General features: G+C 63.1%; 20 protein-coding genes. 7 read left to right on the top strand and 13 right to left on the bottom strand.

Annotation, left to right across the window (positions count from 1 at the left end):
- The first annotated feature begins 148 nt into the window (after positions 1-148).
- The gene (gene mobB / locus NCS58_RS18810) at positions 149-691 is read left to right on the top strand and encodes a molybdopterin-guanine dinucleotide biosynthesis protein B (RefSeq protein WP_061115630.1); all 543 of its coding nucleotides are present in this window, start codon (positions 149-151) and stop codon (positions 689-691) included.
- Here mobB and NCS58_RS18815 read toward each other — a convergent pair.
- The 4 genes from NCS58_RS18815 to NCS58_RS18830 all read right to left on the bottom strand — a co-directional run bounded on the left by NCS58_RS18815 (position 670) and on the right by NCS58_RS18830 (position 4,508).
- Positions 670-879, bottom strand: a complete 210-nt coding sequence (locus NCS58_RS18815) for a DUF2783 domain-containing protein (RefSeq protein ID WP_061116044.1) — start codon at positions 877-879, stop codon at positions 670-672. The two genes, mobB and NCS58_RS18815, sit on opposite strands and share 22 nt — an antisense overlap.
- Positions 879-2,558 (bottom strand): FAD-dependent oxidoreductase, encoded by a 1,680-nt coding sequence (locus NCS58_RS18820; protein ID WP_061115629.1) that lies wholly within the window; start codon positions 2,556-2,558, stop codon positions 879-881. The genes NCS58_RS18815 and NCS58_RS18820 overlap by 1 nt, the downstream gene beginning before the upstream one ends.
- Before the next feature lie 608 nt (positions 2,559-3,166).
- Positions 3,167-3,949 (bottom strand): IclR family transcriptional regulator, encoded by a 783-nt coding sequence (locus NCS58_RS18825; RefSeq protein ID WP_061118122.1) that lies wholly within the window; start codon positions 3,947-3,949, stop codon positions 3,167-3,169.
- A gap of 49 nt (positions 3,950-3,998) precedes the next feature.
- On the bottom strand, positions 3,999-4,508 hold the full coding sequence (locus tag NCS58_RS18830) for a cupin domain-containing protein (protein ID WP_250477443.1): 510 nt from the start codon (positions 4,506-4,508) through the stop codon (positions 3,999-4,001).
- 89 nt (positions 4,509-4,597) lie between these two features.
- On the opposite strand from NCS58_RS18830, the gene NCS58_RS18835 reads away from it, so the two are divergent.
- Together NCS58_RS18835 and NCS58_RS18840 are read left to right on the top strand one after the other, a co-directional pair.
- A complete protein-coding gene (locus NCS58_RS18835; RefSeq protein ID WP_061118120.1) occupies positions 4,598-5,335 on the top strand; it encodes an ABC transporter substrate-binding protein in 738 nt (245 codons plus the stop codon).
- Positions 5,336-5,345: 10 nt separating this feature from the next.
- Complete coding sequence (locus NCS58_RS18840) at positions 5,346-5,768, top strand: N-acetyltransferase (RefSeq protein ID WP_061118119.1); 423 nt, start codon at positions 5,346-5,348, stop codon at positions 5,766-5,768.
- Between the two features lie 57 nt (positions 5,769-5,825).
- Here the strand turns inward: NCS58_RS18840 and NCS58_RS18845 are convergent, their stop codons facing one another.
- Positions 5,826-6,515: a DJ-1/PfpI family protein gene (locus NCS58_RS18845; protein ID WP_061118118.1), complete on the bottom strand. Its 690-nt coding sequence runs from the start codon at positions 6,513-6,515 to the stop codon at positions 5,826-5,828.
- Between the two features lie 59 nt (positions 6,516-6,574).
- Here NCS58_RS18845 and NCS58_RS18850 point away from each other — a divergent pair, with 59 nt between their 5' ends.
- The gene (locus NCS58_RS18850) at positions 6,575-7,633 is read left to right on the top strand and encodes a GlxA family transcriptional regulator (protein ID WP_061118117.1); all 1,059 of its coding nucleotides are present in this window, start codon (positions 6,575-6,577) and stop codon (positions 7,631-7,633) included.
- Positions 7,634-7,807: 174 nt separating this feature from the next.
- A complete protein-coding gene (locus NCS58_RS18855) occupies positions 7,808-10,729 on the top strand; it encodes an EAL domain-containing protein (protein WP_061118116.1) in 2,922 nt (973 codons plus the stop codon).
- 12 nt (positions 10,730-10,741) lie between these two features.
- On the opposite strand, the gene NCS58_RS18860 is transcribed toward NCS58_RS18855, so the two are convergent.
- Positions 10,742-10,978: a hypothetical protein gene (locus NCS58_RS18860; RefSeq protein WP_061118115.1), complete on the bottom strand. Its 237-nt coding sequence runs from the start codon at positions 10,976-10,978 to the stop codon at positions 10,742-10,744.
- A gap of 118 nt (positions 10,979-11,096) precedes the next feature.
- On the opposite strand from NCS58_RS18860, the gene NCS58_RS18865 reads away from it, so the two are divergent.
- Positions 11,097-11,330, top strand: coding sequence for a DUF2795 domain-containing protein (locus NCS58_RS18865; protein ID WP_061118114.1), 234 nt, complete (start codon positions 11,097-11,099; stop codon positions 11,328-11,330).
- Between the two features lie 317 nt (positions 11,331-11,647).
- The gene (gene pqqA / locus NCS58_RS18870; RefSeq protein ID WP_008353049.1) at positions 11,648-11,722 is read left to right on the top strand and encodes a pyrroloquinoline quinone precursor peptide PqqA; all 75 of its coding nucleotides are present in this window, start codon (positions 11,648-11,650) and stop codon (positions 11,720-11,722) included.
- A 62-nt stretch (positions 11,723-11,784) separates the two neighbouring features.
- On the opposite strand, the gene NCS58_RS18875 is transcribed toward pqqA, so the two are convergent.
- The 7 genes from NCS58_RS18875 to NCS58_RS18905 all read right to left on the bottom strand — a co-directional run bounded on the left by NCS58_RS18875 (position 11,785) and on the right by NCS58_RS18905 (position 19,091).
- Entirely contained in the window at positions 11,785-12,018 is a 234-nt protein-coding gene (locus NCS58_RS18875; RefSeq protein ID WP_250477444.1) for a hypothetical protein, read from the bottom strand.
- Between the two features lie 119 nt (positions 12,019-12,137).
- Positions 12,138-13,556, bottom strand: coding sequence for an aspartate aminotransferase family protein (locus NCS58_RS18880; RefSeq protein WP_061118113.1), 1,419 nt, complete (start codon positions 13,554-13,556; stop codon positions 12,138-12,140).
- A 46-nt stretch (positions 13,557-13,602) separates the two neighbouring features.
- A complete protein-coding gene (locus NCS58_RS18885) occupies positions 13,603-15,081 on the bottom strand; it encodes an NAD-dependent succinate-semialdehyde dehydrogenase (protein ID WP_061118158.1) in 1,479 nt (492 codons plus the stop codon).
- 256 nt (positions 15,082-15,337) lie between these two features.
- Positions 15,338-15,820: an Lrp/AsnC family transcriptional regulator gene (locus tag NCS58_RS18890; protein ID WP_061118112.1), complete on the bottom strand. Its 483-nt coding sequence runs from the start codon at positions 15,818-15,820 to the stop codon at positions 15,338-15,340.
- 1 nt (position 15,821) lies between these two features.
- Entirely contained in the window at positions 15,822-16,844 is a 1,023-nt protein-coding gene (doeB, locus tag NCS58_RS18895) for a N(2)-acetyl-L-2,4-diaminobutanoate deacetylase DoeB (protein WP_061118111.1), read from the bottom strand.
- Between the two features lie 4 nt (positions 16,845-16,848).
- Positions 16,849-18,075, bottom strand: coding sequence for an ectoine hydrolase DoeA (gene doeA, locus NCS58_RS18900; protein ID WP_061118110.1), 1,227 nt, complete (start codon positions 18,073-18,075; stop codon positions 16,849-16,851).
- A gap of 11 nt (positions 18,076-18,086) precedes the next feature.
- Positions 18,087-19,091 (bottom strand): cyclodeaminase, encoded by a 1,005-nt coding sequence (locus NCS58_RS18905; RefSeq protein WP_061118109.1) that lies wholly within the window; start codon positions 19,089-19,091, stop codon positions 18,087-18,089.
- Positions 19,092-19,094 lie beyond the last annotated feature (3 nt).

Genomic DNA, 19,094 nt, shown 5'->3' on the forward strand with positions numbered 1-19,094 from the left:
CTTGCGCGATGGGGTCGGAAAGGCGTTGCGCGCGCTTGGCATGAACTGCCGCAAAGGCAATGCCCGACGATAGCGCGATTTCTCGACGCTCGCCATCGACCCGTTAAACTCGTCTGATCGAAACCAGTTCAATCAGCCGACCATACGCATGAATTCGCGTCATCCGCCGTTCTTCGGCATTTCGGGCCGCTCGGGCCAGGGCAAGACCACGTTGATCGAAGCGCTGCTGCCGTGGCTGCGCGCACACGGCCTCATGGTCAATGTCATCAAGCACAGTCATCACTCGATCGAACTCGAGCCGCCGGGCAAGGACAGTGCGCGCTTTCGCCGCGCGGGCGCCGCGGAAGTGCTGATCGCATCGCCTTACCGGTATGCGATCGTGCGCGAATTGAACGGCGACGCGGAGCCGCCGCTTGCCGAACTGGCAGCACGGCTGTCTCACGCGGACCTCGTGATCGTCGAGGGATTCGCGCGTGAAGCGATGCCGCGGCTCGAAGTCGTGCGGCCCTCGGCGGGCCGCGATCCGCTTTACGAGACCGATGTGGAGATCGTTGCAATTGCAACCGATGATGCCGCCGCGATCGAATCGAGCTTGCCGATACTCGATCTGAATGACATCGCGGGCATCGGCGCGTTCATTTGCGAGCGCGTGGGCATCGTGCTGAAAGATCAGCTTTCGGCGAGGCCGTGACGCGCCATCGCGAGTGCTTCTTTCAAGACGTCGTTATCGCCGATATGGTTCGCGAGCAGCAGCACGAGCTTCGCGTTGAGCATCTGGCTCGCTTCGTCGGAGAGTCCGTTGTGCGCGTCGATGAGGCGCTCGTAGAACGCATCGTGATCTGCGATATTCAGTTCGAGATTGAGCTTCATACGATTCATCATCCGTTGCAGGTTGCACGTTTGACCGCCGCTGCGACCGATGCGGCATCGAAGGCGCGCCAGCGCGCGCACACATGTTGATCGGGACGCAGCAGATAGAACGTGCCGGGCCGTGCATCGAAGCGATGCGCGACCATGCCTTCCACGTCTTCGATCACGGTCACGCCCGGCACCGCGCAGGTCATGCCTCTCGGCACGACGATCAGCGCACGCACGGGCAACGGCGCCTTCGACAACGCCGCGAGGCTTTGCGCGCAAACCTCCGGGCCGTGACCGAGTCCGCAGAAATAGATGCCCGTGAACGCGCCGCCGTGAGTCTGAGGCAAGAGCCATGCGTCGCGGTCATCGACGCGCACGGGCGCATCCACGCACGGCGCGCCGGGAATCATCGCGCAATCGAAGGCATCGCCATCCGCGTCGGGTGTATTGAGCGTCGAGTCGCGCAGCACCGCGGGCACCGAAAGACGCCCGCTGTTCGCCATGCGCCGCGCGAATGCGCAATCCTTCGCGAGATTGAGCGTCGCATCGCGAAAGAGGCGTGATACCGCGCTCTTCGGGGTGATGAAGTCGGTGGCGCGCGTCGAGTTGAGGATGTTTTCGTCGGCGGCGTATTCGCGTTCGGACGCGTAGGTATCGAGCAGCGTGTGCGGCGCATCGCCGTTCGCGACGAGCCTGAGTTTCCACGCGAGATTGTCCGCGTCCTGCACGCCGCTGTTCGCACCGCGCGCGCCGAATGGCGACACGCCGTGGGCCGAATCGCCCGCAAAAATGATGCGCCCGTGTCTGAAGCTGTCCATGCGCAGACACGAGAACGTGTACACGCTCACCCATTCCAGTTCGAATTCGGCGTCTTCGCCGAGCAGCGCCTTCACGCGCGGAATCACACGCTCGGGCGCTTTTTCAGCGACGGGGTCCGCGTCCCAGCCGAGCTGAAAGTCGATGCGCCATACGTTATCCGGCTGACGATGCAATAGCACAGACTGGTTCCGATGAAACGGCGGGTCGAACCAGAACCAGCGCTCGGTGGGAAACGGCGCCTTCATCTTCACGTCGGCAATCAGGAAGCGATCTTTGAACGTGCGCCCGTGGCTGTCGAGACCGAGGGACTTGCGCATCGGGCTGCGGGCACCATCGGCGGCCACGACATACTGCGCCTTGAGCGAATAGTTTCCATCGGGCGTTTCGATCTGCAATTCGACGTGATCGTCATGCTGCGTGACGCCGGTGACAGTGCTCTTCCAGCGCAATTGCAGTTGCTCCAGCTCCATCGCGCGTTCGGCGAGAAAGCCTTCGACGTAGTACTGCTGCAAGTTGATGAACGCGGGCCGCGCATGTCCTGTTTCCGGCAAGAGATTGAACGTGTAGACGAGGTCGTCATGCAGAAATACCTTGCCGACGTTCCAGCTCACGCCCTTCTCGATCATCCTGTCGCCGCAGCCAAGGCGATCGAAAATTTCCAGCGTGCGCTTGGCAAAGCAGATTGCGCGCGAGCCGGTCGACACCGTGTCGTCGTTATCGAGCAGCACGGTGCGCACGCCTTGCTGGGCGAGGTCGATGGCCGTTGCAAGACCGACCGGGCCCGCGCCGACCACGGCGACGGGATAAGGCGAGGACGCGGGCGCATCGTGCTCGGGCGCGCGCTCGTATTCAAAGCGCAGACTGGCGTAATTTACGGACATTCGATCGTCTCCATCGTCGAGCCTGGCTCGGCTCACGCGCGAATTTCTTCGCTCTCGGTTATCTGTTCATCATTGTACAAGTCGTTTTATATGGTTGAATTTAGGTTTACCCGTATGTCGACCGGTGCTGGCTCTTGACGATTGCAAACTTTCGGCTGGATCCCGTTTTCGTGTCGGTCTAATAGTTCCCCCTGTGGGGGCAGCACCTACTTTCTTTAGGACCGCGCCGCTGCCGAGGGATACGCGGGGGAAACCATCAAAAGGGAGCACACGCGGACCCGGTTGACCCATCGGCCGCAAAGCGGGCCGGAGCTATTTCGCGCCGAACCCGTTTGTCGTCCAGCGCAAGGTGACAGACCGTGCGCGATCCAAGCCCCGGGCGTTTTGTGGGGGCACTCGCTATTGCCGGGCCATTAAGTCAATCGCCTGTGCGGCGGCCGGCATGAAGCACTTTGGATGGGAGAAGCTGTTTCTTTGGTCACTTTCTTTGCAGCAGCAAAGAAAGTAACTGCCGCCCCGCACAGGGGCAACGCTAGCAAACCAATAACAAAACGGGATCCGGCGTCAAACCGAGAGGAACCACCTACGGACGCTCGGAACGCACCGAATCAGACAGCGACGAAACCGAGCATCTTCGATACGCGCTGCGCGCACGCGTGCAGTCCCTTCGCGATGTCGCCATCCCATGCGCCGTCGAACGAGCCGCTCGGTCCGATCGCCGTGATCGCGAGCACGATATGGCGCGTGTGATCGAACACCGGCGCGCTGATCGCGCTGATGCCGGCGACGGGTTCGTCGATCGCTCTCGCGATACCGTGCTCGCGCACTTCGGCGAGCATCGCGTCGATCTGCGCGCGCGTGTACTCGCGACGCTCGGCGCCGGTCTGCAACGCGCCCGCGCGCTCGATCGCGACGAGCGCATCGACCGTCATCGGCGGCAGGTAGGCGGCGAACGCGCGGCCCGTCGCGGTCTGCAGCAGCGACATCACCGTGCCCGTGCGCATTGTCACGTGGATGGGCACGCTCGCCTGCTGGATGTGAACGATGGTCGGTCCATAACTACCCGCGCTCGCGAGCGCGACCGTATGCTCGATGCGCGGCGTCATGTTCGCCACTTCCGCAATCGCGAGACGCACCGGATCGACGCGCTGCAGGCTGATCAGCCCCATTTGCAGCGCGAACGGGCCGAGTTCGTAGCGGCCCGTTGCGGGGTCCTGCTGAATCAGGCCGAGATTGCCGTACGACACGAGATACGGATGCGCCTTCGCCGAGGGCATGCCCGCCTTTCTCGCAAGATCGCCGAGCAGCATCGGGCCGCCATGATCCACCAGCGCACGCAAGAGCGCGCCTCCGACTTCGATCGATTGAATCCCGCGGCGCACTCCGCTCATGCCTGACCTTCTGTTGTTGTCGATGATGCGCGCGATGATAACCGCATCGTCACGGCTTGAGGCCTAGCCTGGCGATCAACTCGCGATGTTGCGGATAGCGTGCTTCCAGCGTCCCAGGCGTGGCGAGTTCGAACTCGCTGAACTCGAAGCCCGGCGCGACCGTGCAGCCGGCGAGCGCCGCGCCTTCTTCATCGTGACATTCGGCCGCGAACCAGTCGCCCGCTTTGACGACGGCCTGAAACAGGGTATCCGCATGCTCGAGCGCGTTGCCGAGGCGATGCGTGACGAGCGTGCCGTTCGCATCGAGCACATGGACGTCGATGGGATCGCCGGCGTAGAAATGCCAGACTTCGTCGGAGCGGATGCGATGCCATGCGGAATGCCCGCCGTCACAGAGCAGGAAATAGATCGCGGTCGAGGCCGAGCGCAATTCGCCTTCGCTTTCGCGCGTGACGTTGCCGCTCGCGCGATAGGTCTCCCGGAAGAACCCACCTTCAGGATGCGGTTCGAGCTTCAGCCGCGCGATCAATTCCCGGCTGTCGATGCGTGTGCGCTGCATGTCGTTCCTTTGCCAGAGCGGTCGTGGTTCGCGTATTCTGCATCGGATTGCCCGTGTGAATACTTTCCTTCATTCAAGCGACGGACACCATGACTCTCTCCTCTTCCTTGCTGAACGCCTTCGCGCCGACAGGCACGCTGCGCGCATCGATCAATCTCGGCAATCCGATTCTCGCGCATCGAACCGACAGCGGCGAGCCGGGCGGCGTATCGGTGGATATCGCGCGCGAGCTCGCATCGCGGCTCGGCGTGCCTGTCGCCTTCACGTCGTTCGACCGGGCCGCGGAGTCGGTCGAAGCGGTCACGAACGATGGCGCCGATATCGGCTTCTTCGCGATCGATCCGCTGCGCGGCGCGGGCATCGCGTTCACCGCACCCTACGTGCTGATCGAAGGCTGCTACCTCGTGCGCGATGCGTCGCCGCTCACGCGCAACGAGGATGTCGATCGCGAAGGCAACCGCATCATGGTCGGCAAGGGCAGCGCATACGATCTCTTTCTCACGCGCGAGATCAAACATGCGCAAATCGTGCGCACGGCGTTGTCGCAGACCGTCGTCGATGAGTTTTTGCGCGACAACCTGGAAGTCGCGGCGGGCGTGAAGCAGCAACTCGAAGCCGATGCAGCGCGCACGCCCGGCTTGCGCCTGCTCGAAGGACGTTTCATGGTGATCCAGCAGGCGATGGGCCTGTCGAAGACCCGCAGCGACGAAGCTGCGCGCTATCTGAGCGAATTCGTGGAGGATGTCAAACGCTCAGGCTTCGTCGCCGAGGCGCTCGCGCGGCACGGCATCAAGGGCGCGTCGGTCGCGCCGGCCGCGCAGAGCTGAGCGATCCGATATGAGCGCAGACGTCACCGTCGCCGTGACCGACTGGATCGACGCGACTTTCGAGCAAGACGTCGCGGGCGCCCTCGCCGCATTCAATCGCGCGCGGCTCGGGCCGAGCCAGCAGCGCGATCTCGCCGTGTCGCTGTATCGCGATGACGATTTTCTCGGGGGGCTCGCGGGCTACACCGCGTGGGATTGGCTCTTCGTGAAATGGCTGTGGATACGCGAGGACGCGCGCGGCGCCGGACTCGGCGCACGCGCGCTCGAAGCCGCCGAAAACGAGGCGAGAAAGCGCGGCTGCCGCGCCGCGTGGCTCGATACGGTCAACCCCGCGGCGCGCGCGCTCTACGCGCGCTGCGGTTACGAGACCTTCGGCGAGCTTGCCGATTTTCACGCGGGCCAGGCGCGCTATTTCATGCAGAAGCGATTCTGAACACCCGGCGTTTTGCATTCTGCATTCATTGAGCCTTCTTGCATGATGCGTTTTGTATTACGCATTCAATTTCAGTCGCGCTGCGGCGCGCGCCGTGATCGCGCCGCGCGCCGCCAGCGACGGCGCGCAACGTTCGCGCACATCGCTGACGACGGCCGCGGGCGCATGCGCCGGATCGCCCGCGTCGAACGGCGGCGCGGGCGCGTATTCCATCTGCAGTTGGATCGCCTGCGCCTCGTGCTCGCCGACGAGTTCCGCCGCGAGCGTCAACGCGAAATCGATCCCCGCCGTGATGCCGCCACCCGTGAACAGATTGCCGTCGCGCACCACGCGCTCGTGCACCGGCATGGCGCCCAGCTCCGCGAGCAGTTCGTGGTAGGCCCAGTGCGTCGTCGCACGCTTGCCGCGCAGCAGGCCGGCCGCGCCGAGCACGAGCGAACCGGTGCAAACCGACGTCACGTAACGCGCGCTCGCCGCCTGCTCGCGAAGGAACGCGAGTGTCTCCTCGTCTTCCATCAGATCTCCGACGCCCGAGCCGCCGGGCACGCACAACACATCGAGCGCGGGGCAATCGGCGTAGGTCGCGTCGGGCGTGAGGATCATGCCGGCGCTCGATTTCACCGGCTCGCGCCTCTTCCAGACGAGATGCACCTTCACGTCGGGCATGTGCGCGAAAACGTCGTAGGGGCCGGTCATGTCGAGTTGCTGCAGGCGCGGGAACAGCAACAGGCCGATATGTAGCGTCATGGTCTTCTCCTTGGTCGATGGTGTGTGCAGTGGACGAACCGATGCTACGCCGCTAGGCTATGGCGAAATTGACACACGCCCCACGTTTTCCGCCAACTTCGTTTCCGGAGACCGCCATGCCGGCCGACGCCCCACGCACCATCGACGTGCTCGCCTTCCCTGATGTCCAGTTGCTCGATGTCGCCGGTCCGTTGCAGGTCTTCGCATCGGCGAACGATCTTGCAAAGGCTGCGGGCTTGCCGCCGCCGTATCGTCCGCGCGTCGTCGCGCGAGGCGGTACGGTGCGCGCCTCGGCTGGACTGGGGCTCGTCGGCGACGCGCTGCCCGCGCCGAACGAAGCGTGCGACACGCTGATCGTCGCGGGCGGTTGGGGCGTGCACGAAGCGGTGCACGATCGCGAACTGGTCGACTGGGTGCGCGCGCGCTCGGCGCACGCGCGGCGCACGGCGTCGGTCTGCACCGGCGCATTTCTGCTCGCGGCGGCGGGCCTGCTGAACGAGCGGCGCGCCGTCACGCACTGGACGCGCTGCGCGGAACTCGCCACGCGCTTCCCGTCGGTCCACGTCGAGCCCGATCCCATCTTCATCCGCGACGGCGACGTGTGGACTTCCGCCGGCGTCACGGCGGGCATCGATCTGTCACTGGCGCTGGTCGAGGACGATCTCGGGCGCACGCTCGCGCTCGACGTCGCGCGCCAGCTCGTCGTGTTCCTGAAGCGCCCCGGCGGGCAGGCGCAGTTCAGCGCGGCGCTGTCGCTGCAGAAATCAGGCGAACGCTTCGGCGAACTGCATGCGTGGATCGCCGAAAATCTGGCGGGGGATCTGTCGGTCGGCGTGCTGGCTGCGCGCGTCGGCATGAGCGAGCGCAGCTTCGTGCGCCATTACCGAGCGCAGACAGGCACGACGCCCGCGCGCGCGATCGAACGCATGCGGCTCGAAGCCGCGCGGCGCCTGCTCGGCGATACGGCGCTGCCCGTGAAGCGCGTCGCCGCGCGCTGCGGCTTCGGCACCGAGGAAACCATGCGCCGTGGTTTTCTGCGTTCGCTCGGCGTGTCGCCGCAGGCTTATCGCGAGAGATTCACCGGGCACGACCGCGCCGACGCCGCGCAACCCGCATGAACGCCCGCACGTGCCGGCGCGACGGCTTTTTTTGTCCTGCGTACTCAAGGCTGTAAGCTCGCTGCCGTTACCCCATTAAGAACGTTTGCTTGAGGCGCGCGCCCCGGGCGGCGTGCGAGCGCAGTCGCTGAACGAGAACCGCCCGCCGTGGCGACAAAATGGCCTGGAGCGCCGATGAGTGTGTTTCCCGCGTACGACGCGCAGGTTGCCCGCGCAACCGCGGTCGAACCTGCAGCCGTAACGGCGACCGACGACAAGGTCTTCGCCAGCGTCGCGCCATCGATCGACGCCCTGTTGCACGAGGCCGCCGCGATGGGCTGCCCGCAACAGTGGGCGTGGTATCGCGCGGGCGAGCAATTGCATCTCGAGCGGCGCGGCGATACGCCGCTGCCCGGCGCGCAGACATGGCCGCATAGCATCGCCGAGGAACGGCTCGCGGAGATCTGCGGCGCGCAGGGCTGGCACTGCTGGCCGACCGGGCGCGGCGAAAGCGTGCTCGGCTGGCTGCTTGCGCCCGTCGCGCATCGCGACGACGCGCATCTCATCGAACTCGCGCGCACGCTCGGCGAGCGCGTGCAGGCCGACGCGCTCGCGCGCGCGCAACTCACGCAGCGCGTGCTCTATGAGATTGCCTATCTCGCGAGCTCGGTGCCCGAGCGCGCCGATTTTCTGCGTGGCGTGCACGAACGGCTCGGCACGCTCATCGACGCCGAGAATTTTTATCTGGCGCTCTACGATCGCAAGTCGGGGAAGATCACGTACCCGTATTACGTCGATGTGATCGATACCGATGTCGTCGCGGCCGAGAACTACGACATTCTGAATCCGGCGCGCCTGTCGATGACCGGCCAAGTGCTCACGAGCGCGCAGCCGCTTTTCATCACCGCCGCCGATATCCGCGCGGCCGAGCGCGCGGGCCGTTTCTACTGTATCGGCGATCGCCCCGAGTTCTGGATGGGCGCGCCCCTCAAGAATGCGAGCGACGAAGTGTTCGGCATGCTCGCGATGCAGGTCTACGACGTGTCGCGCATTTACACCGCCGAGGACCGCGCACTCTTTCTCGTCGTCGCGCGCCATGTGGCGATGGCGCTCGACCGAATCCTGCACCGCGCGGATCTCGAAGAGCAGGTCGCGCGCCGCACCTCCGAACTGTCGAAGCTCAACGCGGCGCTGCGTCATGGCATCGCGGAGCGCGAGCGTTCCGAGCACTTGCAGGCGGCGCTGTATCAGATCGCCGAGCTGTCGAGCCGTCCGGGCGACATGATGGAATTCTTTCGCAGCCTGCATGGCATCGTCGGCGAGTTGCTGTATGCGCGAAACTTCTTCATCGCGCTCTTCGAAACGGAAACGGGCGAAGTGTCGTTCCCGTATTACGTCGACGAGATCGTGCAGGAGCGCCCCGCGCCACGACGCGGTCAGCGCGGCCTCACGGAATACGTGATACACGAGCGGCGTCCCCGCCTCATCGATCATTCGGAAGCGTTGCGTCTCATCGAAGAAGGCGCATTCGAGATCGAGCATCGCGAAGTGCGCCTGCGTTCGTGGCTCGGCATTCCGCTCTTCGATGGCGACGTCGTGCGCGGCGTGCTCGCCGTGCAAAGCTATTCGCCGCTCGTGCGCTATTCGCTGCGCGATCAGGAGTTGCTGACCTTCGTGTCGCGCCATATCGACACCGCGCTCTCGCGCCGTCGCGATGCCGAAGCGCTGCATGCCGCGAATCTGGAACTCGAAGCGCGCGTGCAGGCCCGCACGCGCGAACTCGACGATGTCAACGCGCGCCTGCTCTACGAGAACTCGCACGATTCACTGACGGGCCTGCCCAATCGCAGCCATCTGATGCAAAAGCTGCGCTGCGCATGGCGCGACTATCAGACGCGCGGCGACCAGCTCGCGGTGATGTTCATCGACCTCGACCGCTTCAAGGTCGTGAACGACAGTCTCGGCCATCACTTCGGCGACATGCTGCTCGTGCAGGCGGCCGCGCGTCTGCGCGACTGCCTGCGCTCGACCGATCTGCTTGCGCGTTTGGGAGGCGATGAATTCGCCGTGCTCTCGCCGAATGCGCACGTGCGCGACGCGGTATCGATCGCCAAGCGCATCCTGGCCGCGTTCGATCTGCCGTTTCATATCGAAGAGCATGTCGTGTTCTCGTCGTGCAGTATCGGCATCGTGAGTGCGGACAGTCAGTTTCATACCGAGCCCGCCGATCTGTTGCGCGATGCCGATACGGCGATGTATCGCGTGAAGAACGCGGGCCGCGACAGCTTCGTCGTATTCAATCAGGAACTGCGACGTCAGGTGTCGGATCAGGTGGAACGCGAAGGCGCGCTGCGCAACGCCATCAAACGCGACGACGAACTGGTGCCCTACTTCCAGCCTATCGTCGATGTGAAAAGCGGCGAAGTCGTTGCGCTCGAAGCATTGATCCGCTGGCGTCAGCCCGATGGTCACCTCGTCGGGCCGGGTGAATTTCTTCCTTCGGTCGAAGGCTTGAGGCTCATCGGCAGGCTCGATCTGTATATGCTGGAGCGTGTCGCGGCCATCCTCTCCAATGCGCGCTTTGCGCACTGGCCGCCGGTGCATGTGAACTGCTCCAGCTACAGCATGACGCGTCCGGAATTCGCCGACGACGTGCTTGCATTGTTGCGGCGTTATCGCGTGTCGCCGTCGCGCGTGTGTCTCGAGTTGACGGAAGGCGCGCTCGTCGCCGAACCTGCGCTTGCGCGCCGCACCATGCAGCGCCTCGCGGACAACGGCATGTCCGTCGTGCTCGATGACTTCGGCGCGGGCTTCTCATCGTTGAGCTACGTGCATCAGTACCAGTTCACGGGCCTGAAGATCGACAAGTCGTTCATTCTCGAACTCACCGAAAGTCCGCGCAGCCGTGCGATCGTGCGCGCAATCGTCCGCATGGCCGAATCGCTCGATCTGACGCTCGTTGCCGAAGGCGTCGAGGACGCAGCGACGCTTGCCGTGCTTCGCGACATGGGTGCCGCGCAAGCGCAAGGCTATTTCTTCGACAAGCCGCTGCCGCTCGACGCGCTCACACGCGCATCGCTTGCGCCGCGCTCGACGACGGCAAGCGCGGCGCTATGAGTGCACCGCGCTTCAAGGCATGCCGCCCAGCGACGGCGAGATGATGCTGCCCGGCTCGCCCTTGGGCTCGCCGCTTTCATCGAACGCGGCGCGTGTCGAAACGGGCGCGTGATTCTTCGCGCAGGTCTCGACGCTGTCGTTGCCGAGGCATTGCTGAAAGCTGTCGGCGGTGGCCTTGGCGTCGAAGGTATAGATAGTGTCGCCGACCTTTATTTCTGTGTCGGACACGCGGTCTGCTGAGATAGTCATGTTGCGCTGCCTCCATTTTCGTTGAGTCGCGCCGACGAGACAGCATCAAGCGCGCCGAGGACGGGTACAGCCGTTGCTGATTCGTAAGCGTTATCGTCGCGTCGAACAGGAGGCGTAAATGGCACAGCATCCCGCGCATTCGCAGAATCATCGGCATCCGGACGAGCCGCCACCCCAAGAAATCGCCCGCGCGCTCAAGGGCGCCGAGTATCCGATGGGCAAGGAGAAACTTATGGCGCTGGCCAAAAGCAATGGCGCGGACGGCGAAGTTATCGCCGTACTCAACAAAATGACCGATCGTAATTTTGATAGCGCAGACGCCGTGCTGCGTGAAGCAGCCCGTGCGGAGTGATATGCGCGGCTTTCAAATGTACTCCGCGATGCGGCATCCATCGTGTTGCATCGCGCGACCGACACTTGTCTGAGCAATAGCTATTCTTGGCAGGTCCGACAGGGTTATCCCTCATCCGGACGGTGTTCGAGGGTTTCCATCACCGCTATAAATAAATTAAATGAACGCCGGTGCAATTTCCAATCGTGCATATGTCTTTATCGCGCTAGGATGAGAATGCGTCGATTTGGGATGCGCGGCTTTGCACGGCGCCCGCAGCAGTTGAACCGCGCAATGGCCCGGCATCCGTCTGGCCAATCATTGCACACGGAGGCTCTATGAAGTGGGAAACCCCGAGTTTCACCGATATGCGCTTTGGCTTTGAAATCACGATGTATATCGCCACACGCTAAATCGAAAATGACAAAACGGCCATAAAAATGGCCGTTTTGTTTTTCAGCTTATCGGATAGCCGTCATTTGCGCTGTAACGGTTCGGTATGTTTATTCGCCGGATCGGGAAGATCCGCGTTCTGCGCATCGAGCCCGCCCTTGCCCGGGACCTCCGGCTCATTGCCCGACCCATACGGCACTTCCGCCGTCTGATGCGGGTGTTGATCGAGCCGCCGGTTCTCCGGCTCGATTTCCGCTGCATTCGGCTTGGGAGCGGAATGCGGTTGCTCATGGCGCTTCTCTTCGCTATCGCTCATCGTAAGTCTCCTTTCGCTTGTTACGTCGAAGATACGAGAGCAACGCGCGTACCACTACGCGAAAACAAAGAGGCCCGCATCTGCTGCGGGCCTCCGTTAGCACCACTGCAGTGAGAAGCTCAGATTGCCTGCGTCGACAGTGCCGAGCCGATCACTTCGTTCGCCACCGCATCCACGGCCTCTTTCACGATGCCGACGATTTCGTCCACTTCTGCACGCGTCGTGACAAGCGGCGGCGCGAAGCCGAGGATATCGCCATGCGGCATTGCACGCGCGATCACGCCGCGTTCAAGCGCCGCCGCCGATACCTTCGGGCCGACCTTCAACGCCGCATCGAACGGCTTGCGCTCGCCCTTGTCGGCCATGAATTCGAGCGCCGCGAGCATGCCCGCGCCGCGCACTTCACCGACGAGCGGATGCGCATCGAACGCTGCATGCAGTTGCTGCTGCAAATACCCGCCGACATCGGCGGCATTCTGCGTGAGGTTCTCGCGCTCGAGAATATCCAGGTTGGCGATCGCCGCGGCCGCGCAGATCGGATGCCCCGAATAGGTCCAGCCGTGGCCCATCGGACCGAACTCCTGCGAACCTTTCTCGATGACATCCCACACCTTCTCACCGACGATCACGCCCGACAACGGCGCATATGCGCTCGTGAGCCCCTTCGCGACGGTGATGAGATCCGGCTTGATGCCGAAATGCTGCGCACCCATCTTCGAGCCGAGACGACCGAAGCCGCACACGACTTCATCGGAAATCAGCAGGATGTCGTGCTTCCTGAGCACGTCCTGGATTGCTTCCCAATAGCCTTGCGGCGGCGCGATGATGCCGCCCGTGCCCATCACCGGCTCCGCGATGAATGCGGCGATCGTATCCGCACCTTCCTTCGCGATCAGCCTTTCCAACTCTTCCACGCAATATGCGGTGAACGGCGCTTCGCTCATGCCGGCCGGCGCCTTGCGATACCAGTGCGGACAAACCGTGTGCTTTACGCGATCGATCGGCAGATCGAAGTTCTGATGGAAGCTCGGCAGTCCCGTGAGACTGCCCGTCACGATGCCCGAGCCGTGATAGCCGCGCTCGCGCGAAATGATCTTCTTCTTGTTCGGGCGGCCGAGCACGTTGTTGTAGTACCAGACGATCTTGATCTGTGTTTCGTTCGCGTCCGACCCGGACATGCCGTAATACACCTTCTTCATGCCTTCGGGCGACCAGCCGATGATGCGTGAGGACAATTCGATGATCGTATCCGTCGAGTGACCGACATACGTGTGGTAATACGCGAGCTTCTTCGCCTGCTCATAGATCGCTTCGGCTACTTCGGTGCGGCCATAGCCGATGTTCACGCAATAGAGACCCGCGAACGCATCGATATAGTTCTTGCCCTGATGATCCTGGATCCGGATGCCCTTCGCGCCGGTGACGATCTTGCCGGGCAGCGCGCCGCTTGCATGATCGTGCGCATGCGTCGACGGATGCATGAAGTGCGCGCGGTCTTCGGCGAACAGTTGCTCGAGCGATTGATTGTGCTGGGTCATGTGCTTCTCCTTGATTCGATGATGCGTGTCTTTGAGGATAGTTCTTTCAGGCCGCGCTCGTGAGCGGCAGGCCGAGATTGCCGAGGCAGAAATATTTCGTTTCGACGAAGGGCTCGAAGCCTTCCGCGCCGCCTTCGCGGCCGAGACCCGATGCTTTCATGCCGCCGAAGGGAATCGGCGCGCCGGTGAATTTCACGCCGTTCACCGACACCATTGCGAAGTCGAGTCGACGCACGAGCTGAAAGATCGTGTCGATGCGATTCGCGCACACGTAGGCGGCGAGACCGTATTCCGTGTCATTCGCGCGCATGACGGCTTCGTCGAGCGTATCGAACGCGGAAATCGCGGAAACAGGCGCGAAGTTCTCTTCGTCGTATATGCGCATGCCCGGTTTGGCATCGGCGACGACGGTCGGTTCATAAAACCAGCCGCCGAGCGCATGGGCGTTGCCGCCTGCGGTGATGCGCGCGCCCTGCGCTTTCGCATCCTCGACACGCGCGACGGTCGCATCGAAAGCGGCCTGATGCATGAGCGGGCCGACATCGACATCGGCTTCGAATGCCGTCCCCACTTTCAGCGCCTTAACCGCTTCCGTATAGCGTTCGACGAATCGTTCATAAAGCGAACGCGCGACGAGAATGCGATTTGCGGCGCAGCAGTCCTGGCCCGAGGTCTGGAACTTCGCGCCGACTGCGACGCGCACGGCGTGCTCCAGGTCCGCATCTTCGGTCACGATGAAAGGCGCATTGCCGCCCAGTTCGAGCGCGAGCTTCTTGATGCCCGCCTGCGCCGCCGTCTTCGCGACGAGAGTGCCGACGCGCGTCGAACCCGTGAAACTCACGGCGCGCACGCGCGTATCGCTGACGAGCGTTTCCATCGCCATTTGCGGTTCGCCGATGACGACGTTGAACACGCCCGGGGGAAAGCCGGCTTCTTCGGCGAGTTGCGCCAGCGCGATCGCGGAGAACGGCGTTTCGTGTGCTGGTTTCACGACGACGGAACAGCCCGCTGCAATGGCGGCGGCGGCCTTGCGCGTGATCATCGCCACAGGGAAGTTCCACGGCGTGATGAGCGCGGCGACTCCGACCGGCTCCATCACCGTGCCGAGATGCGCGCCGTCGATATGGGTCGGAATGGTGCGGCCCGTCAGACGCTTCGCTTCGTTCGCGAACCATTCGATGAAACTTGCCGCATACGCGATCTCGCCTTTCGATTCGGCAAGCGGCTTGCCTTGTTCGAGAGACAGAATGCCCGCGAGGTCGGATTGATGACGCATGATGAGCTCATGCCAGCGCAACAGCAGTGCGCTGCGCTTTTGCTGCGGCATCCAGCGCCAGGACTGGAATGCGCGATCGGCGGCGTCGATTGCGCCGACGATTTGCGCACGATCGAGCATCGGCACATGACCGATGACGTTTTGATCGGCGGGATTGGTCACTGCGATGGATGCGGCGCTGTCGCTATGGACCCAGCGGCCGTCGATATAACAAAGCGATTTGAATAGAACGGGATGACCCAGCAGCATGTTCGTCTCCTTGCTCGAAGCGTGCATTCGCTTGATTGATTCGATGCATCTAGTCTACGGTTCGTGCGGTCGGGGGATTTTTTGTTATCGGCTGGGCGTGTTGTTGTTTTTTCTGTCTGGGTTGAGGGTTTTTGGGGGTTTTTGGGGCGGGGCATTTGCGTGGAATCCTGTTTTCTCGTTGGTTTATTAGCGTTGCCCCTGTGCGGGGCAGTGCTAATAAACCAATAACGAAACGGGATCCGGCGAAACCACAAAGTCACATCACATCATCAGCCCAATCCGGCGGCCCACTAGCCACATCCTTCACGACTTTGGTAACGATATAGGTGAAGTACCTCTCGATCCCCAACTCCTCCACGAGCAGTGAATCAATGAACCGCTGATAGTGATCGATATCCCGCGACACGACCTGCAGCACGTAATCCACGCCACCCCCGGTGGCATAGCACTGCACGATCTCGGAAGCCGCCGCGACGCGCTCCTCGAAGCGCCGCATATCCTGCGCGGTATGACGCGATAGCGTCACCTCGACGACGATGCGGCTGCCCTTGAACGCACCGGTCCAGTCGATATCCGCGCGATACCCCCTGATGAGTCCGCTGTCTTCGAGCTTCTTCACGCGCTCCCACGCAGGCGAGATCGACAGATTGACCTCCTCCGCAAGGCGCGATTTCGTAATGCGGCCATCCCGCGCAAGAATCCGCAGAATAGCCAGATCGTAGCGGTCGAGCTTGATCAAGTCACACGCTCACGGCAATGTTGCGCTCGACGATATCCGCGACCACGGCCACGGTATCGCCCGTTTGTACAAGGCCCGGAAAGTGCCGCGCCGCCAGCAACCCGTCACGCTTCGCACGATATTCAACCGGCGCCGCCCCCGTGCGCGTGATGTCGTACACGCGCGCCAGCACGTCGCCCGCCTTCACCATGTCGCCGAGATCACGGCACATTTCGAGCAGGCCCGCATGCTCGCTCGTCGTGTAGCAGGAGCCATCCGGCATGTCGAGCAGCGTCGTCGTGCGCGCCTGATCATGCGTCACATCTTTCTCGATGATGCCCGCATACGCGAGAAATCCGTACACACCACGCTCCGCGACCGCGACGCTCTTCGCCGTCGACGAGCCGCCGCCGCCCAGTTCCGTCGATACGAACACCTTGCCCGCCTCCTCCGCTGCACTGTCATAGAGGCCGATGCTATCGAGCTCGAGCATGCGCATCGAATACGGCGCGCCGAACGCGCGCATCGCAGCTTCGCAACGTGATTGCTGTGTACCGTCGCTCAGCACGTGAATCGCCGCGAACGGCAGGAAGTCGAGCGTGCGGCCGCCCGCGTGGATATCGAGCACATAATCGGCGAGCGGCAACAGATGACGCTGAAAGTAATCCGCGATCTTCTCGGTCACCGTGCCGTCCGGCTTGCCGGGAAAGCTGCGATTCAGGTTGCCCGCATCGATCGGCGAGGTGCGCGAACCCGCACGAAACGCGGGATAGTTCATGAACGGCACGATGATCACGCGGCCGTTCACGTCGCCGGCCCTGAGTGTCGATGCGAGCTTCGCCAGCGCGATCGGCCCTTCGTACTCGTCGCCATGATTGCCGCCCGTGAGCAGCGCGGTCGGTCCGTCGCCGCGCTTGATCACGGTGACCGGAATCATCACCGCGCCCCACGCCGAATCGTCGCGCGAATACGGCAGCTTCAGGAAGCCGTGCTGTTCTCCATCGGCGTCGAAGTCGACGGTCGGGCTGATCGGTGACGCGCGCATCGTGCTACTCCTTCACGAACAATTTGCGAGGCGTGTTGCAGAAGGTCTCGACGCCGGTGTCCGTAATCAGGATGCTCTCCGTGATTTCGAGGCCCCAGTCGTCGAGCCACAGGCCCGGCATGAAGTGAAACGTCATGCCGGGTTCGAGGACGGTCTCGTCCCCGGGACGCAGGCTCATCGTGCGCTCGCCCCAGTCGGGCGGATAGCTCGCGCCGATCGGATAACCGCAACGGCTGTCCTTCTCGATGCCGAACTTGCGCAGCACCGCGAAGAATGCATTGGCGATGTCCTCGGTCTTGTTGCCCGGCTTCGCCATCGCAAGGCCCGCTTCGATGCCTTCGACAACCGCCTTCTCTCCTTCGATGAAATGCTGCGGAGGCTTGCCGAGATACACCGTGCGCGAGAGCGGGCAGTGATAACGCCTGAAGCATCCGGCGATTTCGAAGAACGTGCCCGCATTCGCGGTGAATACCGAGTCGTCCCATGTGAGGTGCGGCGCGGCGGCATCGGCACCGGTCGGCAACAGCGGCACGATCGCGGGATAGTCGCCGCCGTAACCGTCGGCGCCCGTGATGCCGGCCTCGTAAATCTGTGCGACGAGGTCACTCTTCTTCATGCCCGGCTCGACCTTGTCGAGGATGCGCGCATGCATCTTCTCGACGATGCGCGCCGCCACCCGCATGTACTCGATTTCACGCGCCGACTTCACCGCGCGCTGCCAGTTGACGAGCGCGGTGGCGTCGACGAACTTCGCGTCCGGCAGATGCTGGGTCAACGACGCATACGCCTTCGCGCTGAAGTAGTAGTTGTCCATCTCCACACCGATGCGCTTCTTGTCCCAGCCGCGCGCGGCGATCACTTCGGTCGACAGGTAATCCATCGGATGGCGCACCGGCGACTGCACATAGTGATCCGGATAGCCGACGATATCGTCGTGCGACATGAACACCGTGCGCTTCGCGCCGTTCGCGTCCTGCCCGCGGCCGTACCAGACAGGGTCGCCGTCCATCGCGAGCAGCACACATTGATGCACGTAGAACGACCAGCCGTCGTAGCCGGTGAGCCATGCCATGTTGGTCGGGTCGGTCACGATCATGAGATCGATGCCCGCCTTCTCCATCGCACGCCGCGTCTTCGCGATGCGCGCGTCGTACTCGCCGCGCTCGAACGGCAGGCGTACCACGGGCGCCCTGCGTTCATCCGCTTTCTTCTGTTGCATGATTTCGGACATCGTCCCCTCTATCAAGCGGTCACATCGTTGTGAAAAATGGTTCCTGCCTGGACCGCGCGCGCACGCTGAATGGCGAGCGTTGCGATCGCGGTGTCCTGCGCGCCGGTGCCGGTCAGATCGCACACGGTCACTTCATCGTCGTTTACGCGGCCCTGCGCCTTCTTCGCGATGACGTCGCCCAACTCCGGGAAAGACGCATCGGCAGCGATCACGCCGGCCTCGATCGCGTGATGCAATTCGCCCAGCACACGCACTTGCTGCACGCGATCGCATACATAGCGCGCCTTCGCAAAGACATCCGGTGCGATCTCGTTCTTGTGCTCGGCGTCGGAGCCCATCGCCGTGATATGCAGGCCGGGATGCAGATCCCGCGCGTGAATCAAGGGCTCGCGGCTCGGCGTCGTCGTGATGGCGATATCCGCATGCTTGAGCGCCTGACTGACACTGTCCGCGACATCGCATGGCAAGCCTTCGCAGTCACGCGCAAATCGATGCGCGCTTTCGGCATCGCGCGCCCATACGGTGACGTGCTCGATATCGCGCACGAGACGCAACGCCTTCAATTGCAGACGCGCCTGCTCGCCCGCGCCGATGATCGCCACGCGCCTCGCATCCTTGCGCGCAAGCCAGCGTGACGCGACCGCGCCCGCGGCCGCGGTGCGCACCGCGGTGAGATAGCCGTTGTCGAGCAATACGGCCTCGGTGAGGCCCGTGCGCGCCGACAGCACCAGCATCAGCCCGTTCAGGCTCGGCAAACCCAGCGACGGATTGTTGAAGAAGCCCGGACTGACCTTGATCGCGAAGCTCGGAAAGCGCGGCAAATAAGCGGTTTTCACGTCGACTTCGCCTTCGTGCTCGGGTATGTCGAGACGCAGGATCGGCGGCATCGCAACCGCTTCGGTCGCGAGCGATTTGAACGCGGCTTCGACTTGCTCGATCGCGTCGAGGTCGAGCGGCACGAGCTTGCGCAATTGCGCCTGCCCGAGCAGCACGGTGGAGGTATCGATGTTGGACATGGG

Source organism: Caballeronia sp. INML3B (assembly GCF_023631305.1).
GTDB classification, from domain to species: domain Bacteria; phylum Pseudomonadota; class Gammaproteobacteria; order Burkholderiales; family Burkholderiaceae; genus Caballeronia; species Caballeronia turbans.

What these genes read in the sequence shown, in the direction of transcription:
- NCS58_RS18815 (WP_061116044.1), bottom strand. Translation starts at nt 879, where the DNA reads ATGAATCGTATGAAGCTCAATCTCGAACTGAATATCGCAGATCACGAT.
- NCS58_RS18860 (WP_061118115.1), bottom strand. Translation starts at nt 10,978, where the DNA reads ATGACTATCTCAGCAGACCGCGTGTCCGACACAGAAATAAAGGTCGGC.
- NCS58_RS18830 (WP_250477443.1), bottom strand. Translation starts at nt 4,508, where the DNA reads ATGCAGCGCACACGCATCGACAGCCGGGAATTGATCGCGCGGCTGAAG.
- NCS58_RS18865 (WP_061118114.1), top strand. Translation starts at nt 11,097, where the DNA reads ATGGCACAGCATCCCGCGCATTCGCAGAATCATCGGCATCCGGACGAG.
- NCS58_RS18855 (WP_061118116.1), top strand. Translation starts at nt 7,808, where the DNA reads ATGAGTGTGTTTCCCGCGTACGACGCGCAGGTTGCCCGCGCAACCGCG.
- doeA (WP_061118110.1), bottom strand. Translation starts at nt 18,075, where the DNA reads ATGTCCGAAATCATGCAACAGAAGAAAGCGGATGAACGCAGGGCGCCC.
- NCS58_RS18820 (WP_061115629.1), bottom strand. Translation starts at nt 2,558, where the DNA reads ATGTCCGTAAATTACGCCAGTCTGCGCTTTGAATACGAGCGCGCGCCC.
- NCS58_RS18880 (WP_061118113.1), bottom strand. Translation starts at nt 13,556, where the DNA reads ATGACCCAGCACAATCAATCGCTCGAGCAACTGTTCGCCGAAGACCGC.
- NCS58_RS18850 (WP_061118117.1), top strand. Translation starts at nt 6,575, where the DNA reads ATGGCGAAATTGACACACGCCCCACGTTTTCCGCCAACTTCGTTTCCG.
- mobB (WP_061115630.1), top strand. Translation starts at nt 149, where the DNA reads ATGAATTCGCGTCATCCGCCGTTCTTCGGCATTTCGGGCCGCTCGGGC.
- NCS58_RS18835 (WP_061118120.1), top strand. Translation starts at nt 4,598, where the DNA reads ATGACTCTCTCCTCTTCCTTGCTGAACGCCTTCGCGCCGACAGGCACG.
- NCS58_RS18840 (WP_061118119.1), top strand. Translation starts at nt 5,346, where the DNA reads ATGAGCGCAGACGTCACCGTCGCCGTGACCGACTGGATCGACGCGACT.
- doeB (WP_061118111.1), bottom strand. Translation starts at nt 16,844, where the DNA reads ATGCGCGCGTCACCGATCAGCCCGACCGTCGACTTCGACGCCGATGGA.
- NCS58_RS18905 (WP_061118109.1), bottom strand. Translation starts at nt 19,091, where the DNA reads ATGTCCAACATCGATACCTCCACCGTGCTGCTCGGGCAGGCGCAATTG.
- NCS58_RS18845 (WP_061118118.1), bottom strand. Translation starts at nt 6,515, where the DNA reads ATGACGCTACATATCGGCCTGTTGCTGTTCCCGCGCCTGCAGCAACTC.
- NCS58_RS18875 (WP_250477444.1), bottom strand. Translation starts at nt 12,018, where the DNA reads ATGAGCGATAGCGAAGAGAAGCGCCATGAGCAACCGCATTCCGCTCCC.
- NCS58_RS18825 (WP_061118122.1), bottom strand. Translation starts at nt 3,949, where the DNA reads ATGAGCGGAGTGCGCCGCGGGATTCAATCGATCGAAGTCGGAGGCGCG.
- NCS58_RS18885 (WP_061118158.1), bottom strand. Translation starts at nt 15,081, where the DNA reads ATGCTGCTGGGTCATCCCGTTCTATTCAAATCGCTTTGTTATATCGAC.